The organism is Tenacibaculum aiptasiae (genome assembly GCF_008806755.1).
In the GTDB taxonomy this organism is placed as follows: Bacteria; Bacteroidota; Bacteroidia; order Flavobacteriales; family Flavobacteriaceae; genus Polaribacter; species Polaribacter aiptasiae.
The window spans coordinates 1-18,922 of record NZ_WAAU01000034.1; the positions used below are offsets into that span (position 1 = coordinate 1).

The 18,922-nt window shown below is 30.5% G+C and carries 15 protein-coding genes; 12 read left to right on the forward strand and 3 right to left on the reverse strand.

The genetic code is table 11. From position 1 onward, the window contains the following. The 3 genes from F7018_RS16495 to uvrB form a co-directional block, all read left to right on the forward strand. Positions 1–812 (forward strand): T9SS type B sorting domain-containing protein (locus tag F7018_RS16495; RefSeq protein ID WP_150901208.1); only part of this gene is annotated, 812 nt, incomplete at its 5' end. 135 nt (positions 813–947) lie between these two features. Beyond that, on the forward strand, positions 948–3,743 hold the full coding sequence (locus F7018_RS16500) for a T9SS type B sorting domain-containing protein (RefSeq protein WP_150901209.1): 2,796 nt from the start codon (positions 948–950) through the stop codon (positions 3,741–3,743). Between the two features lie 67 nt (positions 3,744–3,810). Then, entirely contained in the window at positions 3,811–5,799 is a 1,989-nt protein-coding gene (gene uvrB, locus F7018_RS16505) for an excinuclease ABC subunit UvrB (RefSeq protein WP_150901210.1), read from the forward strand. 87 nt (positions 5,800–5,886) lie between these two features. Here the strand turns inward: uvrB and sucC are convergent, their stop codons facing one another. Next, positions 5,887–7,083 (reverse strand): ADP-forming succinate--CoA ligase subunit beta, encoded by a 1,197-nt coding sequence (gene sucC / locus F7018_RS16510; protein WP_150901211.1) that lies wholly within the window; start codon positions 7,081–7,083, stop codon positions 5,887–5,889. 242 nt (positions 7,084–7,325) lie between these two features. Here sucC and F7018_RS16515 point away from each other — a divergent pair, with 242 nt between their 5' ends. The 9 genes from F7018_RS16515 (at position 7,326) to F7018_RS16555 (ending at position 16,705) form a co-directional block, all read left to right on the forward strand. Continuing rightward, entirely contained in the window at positions 7,326–9,818 is a 2,493-nt protein-coding gene (locus F7018_RS16515) for a DUF5916 domain-containing protein (protein ID WP_150901212.1), read from the forward strand. Between the two features lie 90 nt (positions 9,819–9,908). Beyond that, a complete protein-coding gene (locus F7018_RS16520; protein ID WP_150901213.1) occupies positions 9,909–10,571 on the forward strand; it encodes an ABC transporter ATP-binding protein in 663 nt (220 codons plus the stop codon). Positions 10,572–10,617: 46 nt separating this feature from the next. Further along, positions 10,618–11,169 carry a CPBP family intramembrane glutamic endopeptidase gene (locus F7018_RS16525; protein ID WP_150901214.1) on the forward strand — a complete coding sequence of 184 codons (552 nt, stop codon included), beginning with the start codon at positions 10,618–10,620 and terminating at the stop codon, positions 11,167–11,169. A 1-nt stretch (position 11,170) separates the two neighbouring features. Next, positions 11,171–11,932 (forward strand): TIGR02757 family protein, encoded by a 762-nt coding sequence (locus tag F7018_RS16530; RefSeq protein WP_150901215.1) that lies wholly within the window; start codon positions 11,171–11,173, stop codon positions 11,930–11,932. Between the two features lie 29 nt (positions 11,933–11,961). Continuing rightward, complete coding sequence (locus tag F7018_RS16535) at positions 11,962–13,446, forward strand: S10 family peptidase (RefSeq protein WP_150901216.1); 1,485 nt, start codon at positions 11,962–11,964, stop codon at positions 13,444–13,446. 17 nt (positions 13,447–13,463) lie between these two features. Then, positions 13,464–14,018 (forward strand): PAS domain-containing protein, encoded by a 555-nt coding sequence (locus tag F7018_RS16540; RefSeq protein ID WP_150901217.1) that lies wholly within the window; start codon positions 13,464–13,466, stop codon positions 14,016–14,018. Beyond that, a complete protein-coding gene (locus tag F7018_RS16545; RefSeq protein WP_150901218.1) occupies positions 14,018–14,326 on the forward strand; it encodes a DUF6122 family protein in 309 nt (102 codons plus the stop codon). The genes F7018_RS16540 and F7018_RS16545 overlap by 1 nt, the downstream gene beginning before the upstream one ends. 123 nt (positions 14,327–14,449) lie before the next feature. Beyond that, on the forward strand, positions 14,450–15,550 hold the full coding sequence (locus tag F7018_RS16550; protein ID WP_150901219.1) for an FIST signal transduction protein: 1,101 nt from the start codon (positions 14,450–14,452) through the stop codon (positions 15,548–15,550). Next, positions 15,551–16,705 (forward strand): sensor histidine kinase, encoded by a 1,155-nt coding sequence (locus F7018_RS16555; RefSeq protein WP_150901220.1) that lies wholly within the window; start codon positions 15,551–15,553, stop codon positions 16,703–16,705. A 5-nt stretch (positions 16,706–16,710) separates the two neighbouring features. Here the strand turns inward: F7018_RS16555 and F7018_RS16560 are convergent, their stop codons facing one another. Together F7018_RS16560 and rimO are read right to left on the reverse strand one after the other, a co-directional pair. After that, positions 16,711–17,445 (reverse strand): Dph6-related ATP pyrophosphatase, encoded by a 735-nt coding sequence (locus F7018_RS16560; protein ID WP_150901221.1) that lies wholly within the window; start codon positions 17,443–17,445, stop codon positions 16,711–16,713. A 90-nt stretch (positions 17,446–17,535) separates the two neighbouring features. Continuing rightward, positions 17,536–18,888, reverse strand: coding sequence for a 30S ribosomal protein S12 methylthiotransferase RimO (gene rimO / locus F7018_RS16565; protein ID WP_150901222.1), 1,353 nt, complete (start codon positions 18,886–18,888; stop codon positions 17,536–17,538). Positions 18,889–18,922 lie beyond the last annotated feature (34 nt).

Sequence of the window (18,922 nt, forward strand, 5' to 3'; positions counted from 1 at the left end):
ATTTGAATTTCAATATTGTTATTAACCCGCTCCCTGCTTTTACTGTAGATACTCCTGTAATTGTATGTTTAAACAATCCTCAAACAAGGTTAGAACCTATTAACCCAAATGCTACTTATAGTTACGAATGGACTTTAAAAGGTGATCCTAAAGTACTTAGTACTGATGCATTTTTAGATGTATTAAAAGGAGGAACTTATGTAGTAAAAGCAACAATGCAAGATGGAACTGGTTGCTCTAGAAGTAGAGAAATTGTAGTAAATGAATCTATTAGCCCTACTTTAAATGATGATGATATAGTTATTGTTGACGATACAAATAACAATGGTCTTGATAACTATTCGATTAAAATAATTACAGACAATCAAAATTTAGGTATTGGTGATTACGAATTCGCTATTGTTGATGAAGATAACAATATGACAGGATTTCAAGACGATCCTTTATTCAATAATATCTATGGTGGTTTTTACAACGTTATTGTAAGAGACAAAAACGGTTGTAAACCTGATGCTCAATTAAAAGTTTCTGTTATCGAATACCCTAAATTTATCACTCCTAACGGAGATGGTAAAAATGATACTTGGAAAATTAAAGGAGCTGATTCTAGCTTCTACCCTTCTAGTAACATTACCGTAGTAGATAGATATGGTAAAATTGTAGCTATTATTCCTATAGATAGTCAAGGATGGGATGGAACTTACAATGGAAAACAACTTCCTTCTAGCGACTATTGGTTTAAAATTCAACTCGTAGATAGAAAAGGGAAACTGTATCAGCATCAAGGGCATTTCTCTGTTTTAAGAAAATAATTTTAAAAAAGACCTGTTATTAATAACAGGTCTTTTTTTTTACAAAAAACACTAAAAACAAGATAGTTAAGGAAAAAACCTGTACCATAAAATTTCTTTTTTGAGTAAATTTGTATTTAGCTACAAATTATTAAGATGAAGAAAGTAATTATCACTTTTTTCCTGCTTACCTCTCTAATAACATCTGCACAAAATGAAGCTAATATTTGGTACTTCGGTAGAAATGCTGGAATAGATTTTAGTGCGGGCAACCCAATTGCGCTTGTAAATGGCCAATTAAATACTTTTGAAGGTTGTTCTACTATTTCTGACACGAATGGAAACTTATTATTTTATTCAGATGGTACCACGGTTTGGGATAGAAATCACAATATAATGCCTAATGGCACTAATCTTTTAGGGAATAGCTCCAGTACACAGTCTGCTTTAATAGTTCCAAATCCAACAATTAATAATATTTATTATCTCTTTACAGTCGATGCGCAAGAAAATAATATGCATGGGGTTAATTACTCAATAGTAGATATGAACTTGAATGGTGGTAATGGAGATATTACCACCAAAAATATTCCTTTAGTTAGTACTGCAACCGAAAAAATAACAGCTGTTATTGGTAAAAGTTGTGATGCTATTTGGGTAATCACAGCGGACACAACGAATTTTTACGCATATGAAGTTACTACTGTTGGTGTTAATACAACACCAGTTCAATCTAACCTTATAAATACTTTAGGAGCAATGTTTAGTAGAGGTTACTTAAAAGCATCACCTGATGGCACTAAACTAGCAATGGCAGCAGCTGAATCTGGCTCTTATATATATGATTTAGATACTAACACTGGTATAATAACTAATGGTAGACGCCTAAACTTAGACTTTAATGATGGATATGGAGTTGAGTTTTCAATAACAGGAAATAAGTTATACATAGCTACAGGTATTTCTTCAAATGGTGGAACTGCAAATCTTTATCAATTTGACACATCTACTTCAGATATCAATACTATCAATAATTCAAGAGGTACACCTTTTCATACTTATCAAGGGTCAAGAGGAGCATTACAAATTGGTCCAAACGGTAAAATTTATCATGCAGTAAATAGACAGAATTTTTTAGGTGTTATTAACTCTCCTGAAAATCCTAAAAACTCGATAAACTATGTTCACAATGGAGTAAATCTTAACGGTAGAGAATCATCACAAGGACTTCCTCCATTTATCCAATCTTATTTTTTACCTACAACTATTTTAAATGCCGAAAATGACCTAGTGATTAGTAATGAAAAACAGTTTTTTTGTTCGGGAAGAGATTATGATTTAAAAGCTGGTAGAATAGAACCTGGGGCAACATATACCTGGGTAAAAGATGGAAATATTATAGGAACAGATTCTATATTAACAACAAATGATATAAACTTTGGCCCCGGAATATATGAACTCACCATTGAATTAAATGATGCTTGTAATACAACTTTAACTGCTGATGCTGATATTGAATTTGTATCACAACCAACTGTAGTTGCCATACCAGATTTTGAAAAATGTGATACAGATTCTAATCCTTCTGATCAAAGAACCTCATTTGATCTAACTACAAAAGAAGGAGAATTAACAAATAATGCCACTAATGTTAGCGTAGATTTTTTTGATCAAGCAGATATCAACTTCTTAAATCCATTACCTAAAACTAATTACATCAACACTACTAATCCAGAAACAATTGTTGTTCGAATTAGCTTTAACTCTTCCAATAACAATAACTGTTTTGCTACAGGAACATTAACACTAAGGGTTTTAAGTTCTAATTTCACTAGTAACCTAACCGATGTTTATGTTTGTGAAACTGATCTTAATGCCAACAACCAAAATGCAACAAACAGTCAGGGTTCAGGAAATGGATTTTATGATTTTTCAAAAAAAATAGATGAAATCACTTCACAAAATCCTGCTATTTCACTTAATACGCATACTATTAATTTTTATAGAAGATTAGATGATGCAAATAATAATACAAATGCTATAATAGCTCCTTATGAAGATGATTTATTTACAAACAATTCAGATGTTTATGTAAGAATCACACCGAGATCTACTTCTTCTTGTTTTACTATTACTAGTTTTAAAATATTTATTGAGCCATTGCCAATACCTAGGGGGAATCCTATCCCTATTCTTTTATGCATTAATTCACCTAATGAAACTTTACCAATTGCAACTGTAGACTTGGATGCTTCAACAGGAAACATTTTAGATAGCTATCAGTGGTATAAAAATGGAGAGCTTATTCCAAATGCAACAAACTCAATTTATAAAGCTTCAGATGCTGGCACTTATAAAGTAGAAGCATTTACTAATAATTCATTAACAGAAAACCCATGTGTAGGATACAATACTTTTACTGTTTCAATATCTAGTAAAGCTTTAATTGTAAACATAATTCCTGTAGATGATACTTTAAATGATAATAGTATAACAATAATAGTTGAAGGAAATGGCAATTACGAATATGCTTTAAATAACTCTAACAACTACAATACTGGTATTGAGAATTTAGCGTATACTTTCTCAAATTTAACTATAGGTATATACACTATAAGTATAAGAGATAAAAACGGATGCGGGATTACAAATTCTGATGAAATACCAATAATTTTTTTTCAAAAACATTGTACACCAAATCAAGATGGCATCTATGATACTTGGAAGATATTGGGGGTTGATAATGACTTTTTTCAATCTGTATCAGTTAATATTTACAATCGTTATGGAAAAAGAGTTGCTGTAATACCTAGCAAAAACCATATAGGTTGGGGAGGTATTTATAATGGTCAACAACTTCCTTCTACTGATTATTGGTATCATGCTACTTTAGTTGATAAATACGGTAAAATTCGGATTAAAAAGAGTCATTTCGCCTTATTACGGAAATAAGTTTTCTGGAGCTGACTATAACATAAAACAAATAGTATTTCAATAAAACTATACGTATTTTTGTTGTATGAACTTTGAACTACACTCAGAATTTAAGCCTACAGGAGACCAACCTTCAGCCATTAAACAACTTGTAAACGGTATAGAATCAGAAGAAAAATACCAAACTCTTTTAGGGGTTACTGGATCTGGTAAAACATTCTCCGTTGCAAATGTAATTTCAGAGGTAAATAGACCTACTCTAGTTTTGGCACATAACAAAACTTTAGCTGCCCAATTATACTCTGAGTTCAAACAGTTTTTTCCTAACAACGCTGTTGAATATTTTGTTTCATATTATGATTACTATCAGCCTGAAGCATATATTCCAGTTACGGGAACTTATATTGAAAAAGATTTATCTATCAACGACGAAATAGAACGTTTACGAATCAGTACTTCCTCTTCCCTATTATCAGGTCGTAGAGATGTACTAGTAGTAGCTTCAGTATCTTGTTTATATGGTATTGGAAATCCAAATGAATTCAAGAAAAATGTAATACCAATTAAGGTAGATCAACAAATATCAAGAACAAAGTTCTTACACTTATTAGTTACTAGTTTATATGCTCGTACAGAAGTTGAAATTAAAAGTGGGACATTTAAGGTAAAAGGAGATGTTGTTACTATTTATCCATCTTATGGAGATAGTGGTTATCGAGTTCACTTTTTTGGGGATGAAATTGAAGAAATTGAAACTTTTGATATCGAAACAAATCAAGTAGTTGATAAGTTAGATGAACTAACAATATACCCTGCCAATCTATTTGTAACTTCTCCAGATATACTGCAAAATGCCATACATAAAATTCAAGAAGATATGGTAAAGCAAGTAGATTATTTTAAAGAAATAGGTAAACATCTAGAAGCTAAAAGACTTCAAGAAAGAACCGAATTCGACTTAGAAATGATTCGCGAATTAGGTTATTGCTCTGGAATAGAAAATTACTCGCGTTATTTAGATGGAAGAGATCCAGGTACACGTCCTTTCTGCTTACTAGATTATTTCCCAGATGACTATTTAATGGTAATAGATGAAAGTCATGTTACCATTCCACAAACACATGCCATGTATGGTGGAGATAGAAGTAGAAAAGAAAATTTAGTAGAATATGGTTTTAGATTACCAGCTGCTATGGACAATCGACCATTGAAGTTTGACGAATTTGAATTACTTCAAAACCAAGTAATTTATGTATCTGCAACCCCTGCTGATTATGAATTAGAAAAAACAGAAGGTATCTTTGTAGAACAAGTAATCCGACCAACAGGATTGTTAGACCCAGTAATTGATATCCGCCCTAGTTTGAATCAAATTGATGATTTAATTGAAGAAATTCAAACTAGAGTAGAAAAAGATGAACGAACATTAGTTACTACTTTAACCAAACGAATGGCGGAAGAATTAGCAAAATATTTAACTAGAATACAAGTTCGTTGTCGCTATATTCATTCTGATGTAGACACACTAGAACGTGTTCAAATAATGCAAGACTTGCGTAAAGGTTTATTTGACGTACTTATTGGTGTTAATTTATTACGTGAAGGTTTAGACTTACCAGAAGTTTCTTTAGTAGCCATTTTAGATGCCGATAAAGAAGGTTTTTTACGTTCGCATAGGTCACTTACACAAACTATAGGAAGAGCAGCTCGTAACGTAAATGGAGTTGCTATAATGTATGCTGATAAAATTACTAATAGTATGCAACGTACTATTGACGAAACGAATCGAAGAAGAGAGAAACAAATTAATTACAATACAGCTAACGGAATTACCCCAACTCAAATAAACAAAAAAATAGACGATACGTTATCGAAAGACACCGTAACTTCTTATCATTACGACAATGCTACACAAAAAGCAGCTGAGCAAGATTTAGAATTCTTACCTAAAGAAGAAATAGAAAAACGTATCCGTGCAAAACGTAAACAAATGGAAGAGGCTGCCAAAGCATTGGATTTTATGGTCGCTGCACAGTTACGTGATGAAATTAAAGTATTAAAAGATAGTTTATAACTACTAGCAACTAATAAAATTACTCCAAAATAAAAAACGCTTTACATAAATGTAAAGCGTTTTCAATATATAACTAAGAAATTAATTTTAAGCTCCTAAAACTTCTTGAACTTTATCAGCTGCTTCTTGGAACTCAGTAGCTGAGATAATTTCCATTCCGCTATTATCAATTAATTCTTTTGCTTCTTTTGCATTTGTTCCTTGTAAACGGCAAATAATAGGCACATTAATTTTGTCACCCATATTCTTATAAGCATCTACAACACCTTGAGCAACACGATCACAACGAACGATTCCTCCAAAAATATTTACTAAGATAGCTTTTACGTTTGGATCTTTTAAAATAATTCCAAAAGCAGTTTCAACACGTTGAGCATCTGCAGTACCACCAACATCTAAGAAGTTTGCTGGATCACCACCTGCTTGCTTAATTAAATCCATAGTTCCCATTGCTAAACCAGCTCCGTTTACCATACATCCAACGTTACCATCTAAATCTACATAGTTTAAACCTGCAGCTTTAGCTTCTACTTCAATTGGGTTTTCTTCACGAATATCACGCATTGCTGCATAATCTTTATGACGATATAAAGCGTTTTCATCTAAAGTTACTTTAGCATCTACAGCCATAATTTTATCATCAGATGTTTTTAACACTGGGTTAATTTCAAACATTGCTGAATCAGACTTAATGTAAGCTGTATATAAAGCTGTAACAAACTTTACCATTTCTTTTAAAGCTGCACCGCTTAAACCTAAGTTAAAAGCAATCTTACGAGCTTGGAAAGGCATTAATCCAGTTGCAGGGTCAATCTCTTCAGTAAAAATTAAATGAGGAGTTTCTTCTGCTACAGTTTCAATATCCATACCTCCTTCTGTAGAATACATAATCATGTTTCTACCAGTAGCACGGTTTAATAAAACCGACATATAAAATTCATTCGGTTCGCTATCACCAGGATAATAAACATCCTCAGCAATTAAAACTTGGTTTACTAATTTACCTTCCGCTGAAGTTTGAGGAGTAATTAACATCATTCCTAAAATATCATTAGAAATACTTTTTACCTCATCTAAGTTTTTAGCTAACTTAACTCCACCACCTTTTCCACGACCACCTGCGTGTACTTGTGCTTTAATTACGTGCCAACCAGTTCCAGTTTCTTCAGTTAATTTTTTTGCTGCTTCAACAGCTTCTTCTGGTGTATTTGCAACAATCCCGCGTTGAATACGAACGCCAAAACTGCTTAATATTTCTTTACCTTGATATTCGTGTAAGTTCATTAGATATGAATTTTTAAAAGTCGAACAAAAATACAAATTCAAATGATATTACATTACATTTTGCCCTTTAATTTGTAGTATTTCATATGATATTCTTAGAATTACGCTTTCACATATCTTTAACGTTTAAATTGTAACGTTAAGTTTTTTAACATGTCTTTACTCTAATTAACATGATTTTATGATTTGGTTCATTAAATCATAAATAATTTAGCTAAACCTTATTACTCTATCAATCAACTATGTATAAAATCGCGACATTAATAAGCGCTATTCTTCTTATCTCTAATGGGATAAGTGCTCAAGAAATTAACAAAAACAGAAAAAAAATTAATGCTACACGTGTTGATTCTCCACCAAAAATAGATGGTATTTTAGACGACAATGCATGGAATAATACTCCTATTGCAAAAGATTTTGTAATGATGCGACCTAATAATGGAGAAGCTGAACCAAATACACACAAAACTGAAGTTAAATTAGTGTATGATGATGAAGCTATTTATGTAAGTGCTGTAATGTATGCTCCTGATCCTTCTAAAATCCCAGCAGAGTTTAATAATAGAGATCGAATTGGGAACTCAGATTTTTTTATGATGCTAATTAATCCAAATGACGATGGACAAAACCCTAATATGTTTGTAGTTACAGCATCTGGAGTACAAGCCGATTCAAAAGTTTCTACCAATAATGAAGATTTTAACTGGAATGCTGTTTGGGATAGCGCCATAAAAATAAACGATGATAATTGGTCTGTAGAAATGAAAATACCCTATAGAGCATTACGTTTTGCTAATAGACCTGTACAATCTTGGGGATTTAATTTTCATAGAGATGTAAAAAACTTAAATGCTCGTTATACTTGGAATCACATAGACAATACTCAAGGAAACTGGACACAATATGATGGTTTGGTTGAAAATTTTAAAGACATAAAACCTCCTACTAGATTGAGTTTTTATCCTTATGCTTCTACAACAGTAACTTCATTTGATGGAGATACGGATTTTGATTGGAGTGTGGGTATGGATGTAAAATATGGAATTACAGAAAACTTTACATTAGACGCTACTTTAATTCCAGATTTTGGTCAAACTGCTTTTGATAATGTTACGTTAAACCTAGGTCCTTTTGAACAACAATTTAGTGAACAACGTCAATTTTTTACTGAAGGAACAGAATTATTTACGAAAGGCCGATTATTTTATTCAAGAAGAATTGGAGGAAGTCCTATAGATCAATTCTCTGGTGAAAGGAATTTAATTGACGACGAAGATTTTACTAATGGTAGAAAAGTAAATGAAGAAATTACAGATTACCCTGATGTAAAAATGTTAAATGCTATAAAAATATCAGGAAGAACTAAAAAAGGTTTAGGAATTGGTTTTTTCAATGCGATAACAGACAAAACTGAAGCTACTATTACTAAAACAGAACAAATAATTAATGGAACTGAAATCATAAAAAATGTTAGTAGTTACAAAACAGTTACAAGTCCATTAACAAACTATAATATTATTGTATTCGATCAACAGTTTAATCAAAATTCTTCAATAACATTAATAAATACCAATGTTACTCGTGATGGTCGATTTAGAGATGCCAATGCTACTGGATTATTATGGCATGTTGAAGATAAAGGTAGTAACTACAATATAGACGGTTCTTTTAAAATGACAAACATCACTGATGATGTAGACAACCCTAATACTGGATATTCGTTTGATACTAGTATTGGTAAACAGTCTGGAAACTGGAGAGGTGAAATCGGTTATAATTTTGAAAACAAAGATTACAACCCTAATGATTTAGGGATTTTATTTAGAAATAACAGACAAAGAATCTATGGTTTTGTAGGATATCGATTATTAAAACCAAAAGGAATTTTTAATCGTTACAGAATAAACCTTTATTACAATGTAAACTTTTTACATACTCCAGGTACTTATACTGGTACCAATGCAGGTTTATCTTTTTCATCGCAAACAAGAAGTCGTTTTGGCTTTGGAGGAAATTTAAATTTCGGTACCGAATCAAAAGACTTTTTCGAACCAAGACAAGGAACACAAAGCGGTATCTTTTTTAACAGACCTCAAAGGTTAAATATTAACCATTGGGGATCTACAGATTACCGAAAAAAGTTTGCTATTGACTATAGCTGGTACTATACTTTCTTTAGAAATAACCCAAGAGAAGGATATGGCTTTAGAGTTTCACCTAGATATCGTTTTAACAACCAGTTCTCACTAATCTATGGCTTTAGATTTAACAAATCGAATAGCGATCAAGGTTATGTAACTACTTTAGATAATGATGATATTATTTTTGGGCAAAGAGATCAATCTTCTTACAATAATTCTCTTTCTGGAAAATATAGCTTTAGCACGAAATCCTCTTTATCATTAACATTCCGTCATAATTGGAGTAAAGTTCCATATCAAGATCAATTCTATAAACTAAATACTGATAATGGTTTATTAGAAGCCAATCCTTATTCTGATAATCATGATGTTAATTTTAATAGCTGGAATTTAGACCTTAATTATGTTTGGCAATTTGCTCCAGGTAGTCAATTAATAGCTTTTTACAGAAATTCTATTTCTAATTTTAATGATAATGCTAATCAAACATTTTTTAACAATTTAGATAGTTTATTTGATGAGGCAAACAGACATACCTTCTCTGTTCGATTAGTTTATTTTATCGATTATAACAATCTTAAAAATATATTATAATAGGGTTTATTATATATAGATTGAAATAAGATAAGCTTTAAAGTTTATCTTATTTCTTTTTTATACTTTCGTTACATTGAATTCAGAATTATGATTATTACTAAAAACATCCATAAACATTATGGTAATGTTGAAATTTTAAAAGGTGTAAACCTTCATATCAAAAAAGGAGAAATTGTTGCCATTGTTGGTCCTTCTGGAGCTGGAAAAACAACCTTGCTTCAAATATTAGGTACTTTAGATAAACCTCTAAAAGAACAAGATTATGACCTTTTAGTTGATAATGTATCTATTAAAGATTTAAATGATAACGAAATATCTGCTTTTAGAAATAAAAATATTGGTTTTGTTTTTCAATCACATCAGTTACTTCCGGAATTTACTGCCTTAGAAAATGTATGCATACCAGCATATATTGGAGGTAAATCAAAATTAGCTACTGAAAAAAGAGCCAAAGAACTATTAGAGTTTTTAGGATTATCACATAGAGAAAATCACAAACCAGGTCAATTATCAGGAGGAGAACAACAAAGAGTTGCTGTGGCTAGAGCTTTAATAAATGAACCTTCTGTTATTTTTGCAGATGAACCTTCTGGTAATTTAGATTCGAATTCAGCTAAAAAATTACACGAACTTTTCTTTGAACTTAGAGATAAATTTGGGCAAACATTTGTATTAGTTACCCATAATAAAGAACTAGCACAAATGGCTGATAGGACTTTAACCATGAAAGATGGAATTATAATTAGTTAGTGTAACAAATTCATGTTTTTAGCTACTTATTAGCAAATTAACTAACATGATAGAAACATTTTACGAACTAATTGCTTTTTTAAAAAATCCTGTATTAGAAAAAGATGCTAATCAGAATAGCACATATCGATTAAAGAAGTTCTTACACATACTTATTATAAGTATATTGACTGGAGCAGCTTTATCTCCTCTTTTTGTATTAATAGAACATTTAGGTTGGGTAGATATGAATAATCATGCTATGGAACAACTAATGAAAAGTTTGTCTAAAGTTCAAATTTTCCTCTTTGCTGTAGTTGCTGCACCTTTGTTAGAGGAATCCATTTTTAGAGCTCCAATAACCTTATTTCGAGGAGGAAAAATATTTAAAATAGCTTTTTATGTGTTCGCAGTTGCTTTTGGTTTAATTCACTTAAGTAATTTTCCTATAACAAACAATGTACTTATCCTCGCTCCTATCTTGGTAGCTCCTCAAATAATTTTAGGAGGCTATTTAGGTTTTATCAGAGTTCGTTTTGGATTAATTTGGAGTATTCTTTTACACGCCACTTATAATGCTTTCTTTGTTTTTATTAGTTTTGCGGGAGATTCAATATAAAATGACAAAATCAGAACTTAAAGAATTCTTAGACGAAAAAGTTTTTAAATATAATAACCTAGACTTTATTGATAGTGATCCAATTCAAATTCCGCATCGGTTTAGTTTAAAAGAAGACATAGAAATCATTGGTTTTTTAGCAGCTACAATAGCGTGGGGAAATCGTAAAATGATTATTAAAAATGCTTCAAGAATGACTGAATTACTGGGAAATTCTCCTTACGATTTTGTCATGAATCACACTGAAGATGATTTAGAAAATTTTGATGGCTTTGTTCATCGTACTTTTAATGCTGAAGACTTTAAATTTTTCATCAAATCTTTAAAAAACATCTATCAAAATCACAATGGATTAGAAGCAGTTTTAGCTACTAAAGAAGATGATAATTATAAACTAGCCATTCATAATTTCAAGCAAATATTTTTTGAAATTCCGTATTTAGATAGAACACTCAAACATGTTTCTGATCCTCTAAAAAATTCAGCTTCAAAAAGAATTAACATGTTCTTACGTTGGATGGTTCGTGATAACAAAACTGGAGTAGATTTTGGAATATGGAAAACACATTCCCCAGCTCACTTACATTGCCCTTTAGATGTACATTCTGGTAACGTTGCTCGTAAACTTGGTATTTTAAAAAGAAAACAAAACGACTGGAAAGCTTTAATTGAATTAGATACAACTCTACGAAAGTTTGACAAACATGATCCTGTTAAATACGACTTTGCATTGTTTGGATTAGGTGTTTTTGAGAAGTTTTAATACTTTTAACTCTCATAACTAACTATACTATGAAAAAAATCATCTTTTTATTTGTCTTATCATTTTCAATTACTGCAATTGCACAAGACAATAGAATTCCAATTGACTCTACTATAATTACTACTAATTCTGTTGTAATTAAAGGTAAAAGGATTCAGTACAAAGCTCAAACAGGAACACAGCCTGTATACGATAAAAATGGTGGTATAAAAGCAACTCTTTTTTATACTTATTATAAAAGAACAGATGTAAATAATAGTGAAAAAAGACCACTAATCATGTCTTTTAATGGTGGACCTGGTTCTGCCTCTGTTTGGATGCATATTGCTTATACTGGACCTAAAATTTTAAAAATTGATGATGAAGGAAATCCTATACAACCTTATGGTATAAAAGATAATCCGTATTCTATATTAGATGTCGCTGATATTGTTTTTGTAAATCCAGTAAACACAGCTTATTCTAGACCTATAGTAAAGGAGAAAAAGAAATTAGATAAAAAATACTTTTTTGGTGTAAATGCAGATGCTAAATATTTAGCTGGTTGGTTAAATACTTTTATAACAAGAAATAATAGATGGAATTCTCCTAAATATATTATTGGAGAAAGTTATGGTGGTACCCGTGTAATGCAACTAGCTTATGAATTACAAAATAGCCAATGGATGTATTTAAATGGTGTAATCATGGTATCTCCAGCAGATTATCAACTATTAAGAAATAAAAATTCTGAGGATTACGCTATTAACTTCCCTTATTTTACTGCGGCTGCATGGTATCACAAAATGTTACCTCAAAAATTACAACAGCAAGATTTATTAGATATTTTACCAGAATCTGAAAGTTTTGCAATTAATAAATTACTTCCAGCTTTAGCAAAAGGTGGTTATGTATCTAAAGAAGAAAAAGAAGCTGTGGCCGAAAAAATGGCGTATTATTCTGGAATTAAAAAAGAGGTAATACTTAGACATAACTTGGAAGTTCCTAATCGTTATTTCTGGAAAGAATTACTAAGAGATACTTCTGGAAAAACTATAGGTCGTTTAGATAGCAGATATTTAGGTATTGACAGAAGAGAAACTGGTAGTTCTCCTGATTATAGTCCAGAATTAGTTTCTTGGTTACATTCATTTACACCAGCAATTAACTACTACATTCAAAATGTTTTAAAGTTTAAAACAGATGTAAAATATAATATGTTTGGTTCTGTGCATCCTTGGGATTTCAGTAACAATAATGCTAGAGAAAACTTACGTAAATCAATGGCTCAAAATCCATATTTAAACGTATTAGTACAATCAGGTTACTATGATGGTGCTACTACTTATTCTGCTGCTAAATACACAATAGGGAAAATAGATCCAAGTGGTAAATTTAAAAATCGTTTAAGTTTTAAAGGATATAGAAGCGGTCATATGATGTACCTTAGAAAAGAAGACTTAGAAAAAGCAAATGACGATTTACGTGACTTTATAAAAAAGAGTTCAGAAAATATTGGTCCAGCAAAATATTAAAAGACAAGTATAGTTTTATGAAGAATGATTTAAATGATATGATGTGCTTAGACACTTATTTATCTTCTTTAGATGATGATAAATACAAAGAAGCTACCTCTTTAATTAACCAAAACAAAACACAAAGTATCAATTTGCTAAGCTGGGGTATTCAAGATTTATTTACTGTTAACACACTTGCTGACGATCTTAAACACATACATAAACTAGCCAACAATTTTGATTGGGGAAACAATTTCAACTCTATTTTAAAAGAAAACTCTTATGAATCTTTGGTTATCACAAACAGTGATAAACAAATTATTTGGGTAAATAGTGGCTTTAAAAAGATGACTGGTTATGATAATGAGTTTGCTATAGGAAAGTCACCTGTATTTTTACAAGGAGAAAAAACTACTGATACTTCTAGAGAGAAAATTCGTAAAAAACTATTAAAAAACAAACCATTTAAAGAGGTTATAATTAATTATAAAAAAGATAGATCAACATATAAATGTGAATTAAAAATTTTCCCTTTATATGCTCAAAACGAAACCACACATTTTTTAGCACTAGAAAAAGAAGTTGTTTAATGCAAACATTCATTCATTACTTTTTACATTTCGGTTTCCCTTTTATTCTAGCTTATGTATTCTTTAAAAAAGAATGGAAAAAAGTAAGTTTAATTCTATTAGCAACCATGCTTGTAGATTTAGATCATTTATTAGCTACACCTATTTTTGCACCAAATAGATGTAGTATTAATTTTCACCCTTTGCACACCTATTATGCAATGATTATATATGTGCTTCTTCTCTTTTTTAAAAAACCTTTTAATATTATCGGAATTGGTTTACTATTACACATGCTAACAGACTATATTGACTGTTTATTTATGTAGTTAGTTAAAAACGAATCAACCAAAAATTTAGACCTTTCATCTATACATAAATACCTTTCATCTAATTTCACATTTTCTCTTTCTAACTTAAAAGTATATTTATAATAGCTTAACTTATTAAATATGCTTCACTTAACTACAACCAACATAGATGAAATAACTTTAGAAATAAAAAAATTAGTAAAAAACAATACTGCATTAATTTCTATTGGTGAACACACAGACATAAATATTGATAATCTTGTAAGCTCATTAAATGAGGCTGACATTAACTTTATTGGTGGAATTTTCCCTATGGTAATCTGGAAAAACGATGTACAAGACAAAGGAATTATTGTTCATGAATTGAGTAATGTAGTTCAAACATATACAATCAGAAATATTAGTCAAAAAGAATTTAAGATTCCAAAAACTAATTTTAAAGAAAATACCAATTACAGTTTAATCACTTTTGTAGATGGTTTAACTTCAAGTATTTCTAATTACCTAAGTAGGCTTTATCAAGAATACGGAATGAAAACCAATTATTTTGGAGGAGGTGCAGGTAGCTTAACTTTACAACAAAAGCCATGTGTTTTTTCTAAGGAAGGCTTTTTAGAAGATACTGCTGTAGTTGCTATTATAGAAATGAAATCTTCTATTGGTGTAGAACATGGATGGCAAAAGCTAGATGGACCATACATCGTCACAAAAACTAGTGGTAATTCTATTGAAGGCATCAACTGGGATGCTCCTTATGATTTATATAAAAAAGTAGTTGAAAATGATTCTGGAATGAAATTTAGCGATACTGGGTTTTTCGAATTAGCTATGAGGTATCCTTTAGGTGTTATAAAACAAGGAACAGATTATATTATTCGAGATCCTTTATCTACAGACGAAAATGATTCATTAGTATGTGTTGGTGAAGTTGAAGAGAATACAATGATTAATATTATGAAAGGAGATAAAGATTTATTAATTAAAGCGGCTAGAAAAGCTGCTGAAAGTATTGCTGATCAAGCTCAAAAACCAAAGTTTGCAATGGTTATTGATTGTATCTCTAGAATTCTATATTTAAAAGATGATTTTAAACATGAATTAGAAAATGTTTCCGAAGCAATTTCAAATCAGCATCCTACTATTCCAACTTGCGGTGCTTTAACACTAGGAGAAATATCTTCTTACGGAAATGGCTATATCGAATTTTATAATAAAACTATAGTAGTTGGTTTATTTGAATAAATGGAGCAAGACAATAAAATATTAGATATTTTAAGACTTTATGAATATTCAATGAGCATAGGAAAATCGCTAGATTACTATGAAAATTGTAATTCTTTTTTAAAACTTCTTCTTACTAGAAGAAATCTAAATGCTTGTTGGATTCTTAACTTGAATGAAAAAGATCAGTTAATAAAAAAATATTCAATTCCACATGGTAATGATATAAACCCTGTACTAAGCCCAAACTTAAAATCGTTTTTAAATTCTATAAACAATTATATTATAATTGAATATAGTCAAGACTTTAAGGAATTAGTACCTATAAAAGTAAATGAAGGTACTATTGTAATTTATAAGCTTTATCAAGGAAATTATTTATTCTTATATACGAATACATCTAATATTTATAAAAAAAACTCCGAGCAATTATTACCTGTAATAAATAAGTTTTCACATACTTTGGAAGCTTGTATGGTTTTTGAGAAAAAACAGAAATTACTAGAACAACTTGAAGAAAAAAACAAAGACCTTAGTAATTATGCACATATCGTTTCTCACGATTTAAGATCACCTTTAAGAAATATTGAAACACTTGTTACTTGGCTAAAAGCAGATCATGTAGAAAATTTAAATAATGAAGCTGTTCAATTCCTTGACTCCATAAGTGATAATATTCACATCATGGAATCCTTAGTTAAAGGAATACTAGAATATTCAACAATTAATAGAAATGATTTCAATTTTTCCAAACTAGACTTAAATCATATTATCAAGAAAATTCTTCAATATACCAATGTACCAGAAAACATAGAAATAACAGTTTCTAAAGACTTTCCTTCTATTTTAGGAAATGAACATAGAATACAACAGTTGTTTCAAAACCTAATTGGAAATGCAATTAAATATAACGATAAGGAAAAAGGTCTTATCGAAGTTGGTTTCTTTGAAGAAGATGAAAAAACTGTTTACTACGTAAAGGATAATGGAAAAGGTATTGAAAAAGAATACCATTCAAAAATATTCAATGCTTTTCTAAAACTAGAAGACACAAAAGATTCTATTGGTATTGGACTCTCTATAGTTAAAAAGATAATAAGTAACTATGGAGGTAAAATCTGGTTAACTTCTGAACTTGGTAAAGGAACTACTTTCTTCTTTACTTTAGAAAAGTAGTTTTTCTATATCTTTTTTAAATCGCAATACCAAAAACTGGTATCGTAGTTTTTTACTTTTTCTTTCGTAGAAGAATGACAATTTTGAGAATTATCTTTATTTAAAGTATATGATTTTAAAACCTTCTCTCCTATTTCAAACGCTACTGGATTTTTAAAGATTGGGCCATCAAAACAGAAGGTATGAAACTCTCCATTTTCTCCACAAACATCAATATTATCAGGCAGTTCATTAATAAAGTCTTCATCAATAATTCTTCCTACAAACTCTTCTCCTAATAACTTAGCATTTACACAAACTGTAATAGTTTTAAAACCCAATGCTAAAAACTCTCTTAGTAAATCTTTGGTGTTTTGTTTCCATAATGGATATACACCAGTAATTCCTACTTCTTTAAGCTTAGAGTCTCTATAATTTTTTAAATCTTCTAAGAAAATATCCCCGAATATAGCGTGATTTAAGCCTAATGATTTCAATTCAGACGTTTTGTCTTTCATTTTCTCATTGTATAAATCCATAGTTACATCGGCAGGAAAATAAATCTTCTCTAAAGGAATACCAATACTTTCCGCTTGAGCATCTAACAAATTTTCATGAAGTCCATGCATAGAAACTCGCTCATAATCTTGATTTACATTTGTCACAAGTTTTTCGATATCATATTCACCTTGCTGTAATATTTTATACAAGGCATAAGCCGAATCTTTTCCAGAACTCCAATTAAAGTATGCTTTCTTCATGTAGCAAATATGCATAAAAAATCCTGCAAAAGCAGGATTTATATATCAGTTTATTTTATCACTTCAAGTAAAAATATAATGTGATTACAATTATTTTTTCTTTTGATGCATTGGAACTGGTCTTTCTTGTTTTACTACTGGTGTTCCGTATAAATCAAAGTCGCCAGCATCATATATTTCTATATCAATAAACTCTCCTAGTTTGATATAGTGCTCACGAGCATCAACGATAACATCATTATCTACATCTGGTGAATCAAACTCGGTACGTCCGTAATAATACTCGCCATCTTTTCTATCAAATAAACAACGGTAAGTATTTCCTATTTTTTCCTGATTTAATTCCCATGAAATTTGTGACTGTACCTCCATGATTTCATTTACTCTTCGGAATTTAACATCAGCAGGAACATCATCTTCTAAAACAAAAGCTCCAGTATTTTCTTCATGCGAATATTCGAAAGCTCCTAAACGTTCAAAACGCATTTCTTCCACCCAATCTTTCAATTCTTGAAATTGCTCCTCTGTTTCTCCTGGGTATCCAACAATTAAAGTTGTTCTAATTGCCATGTTAGGCACATACTCTCTAAATTTATGAATCAAAGCTGTAGTTTTTTCGTGCGTAGTACCACGTTTCATTGATTTTAAAATTTCAGTATTAATATGCTGTAATGGAATATCTAAATAATTACAAACCTTAGGTTCTTCCTTCATTACATCTAATACATCCATTGGAAATCCAGATGGAAAAGCATAATGTAAACGAATCCATTCAATTCCTTCTACTTTTACCAACGCTCTCAATAAATCAGCCAAAGCCCTCTTTTTATATAAATCCAACCCGTAATAAGTTAAATCTTGAGCTATTAACATGATCTCTTTAATACCTTTTTCAGCTAACTTAGTTGCTTCAGTAACTAAATCTTCTATTGGAGTAGACTTGTGCTTTCCTCTCATTAATGGAATTGCACAAAAAGAACAAGGTCTATCGCAACCTTCAGCTATTTTTAAATACGCATAGTGTTTAGGTGTAGTTGTTAAACGTTCACCTATTAATTCATGCTTATAATCTGCTTCTAAAACCTTTAATAAAGCAGGTAAATCGTGAGTACCAAAATACTGATCTACATTCTTTATTTCATTCTCTAAATCTGGCTTATAACGTTCGCTTAAACAACCAGAAACAAATACTTTATCTATTTCTCCAGCTTCCTTACGTTGTGCATAATGCAAAATAGTATCAATACTTTCTTCTTTAGCCTTACCTATAAACCCACAAGTATTAATTACTACAATATTACCATCATCATTTTCATCTTCATGAACTACGTCTTTACCATTAGCTTTTAATTGTCCCATTAAAACTTCACTATCGTAAACGTTTTTAGAACATCCTAAAGTAACTACATTAATTTTATTTTGCTTTGTTGTTTTAGTACGCATCTTATTTAACTTTTAAGCGACTGCAAAAATACTG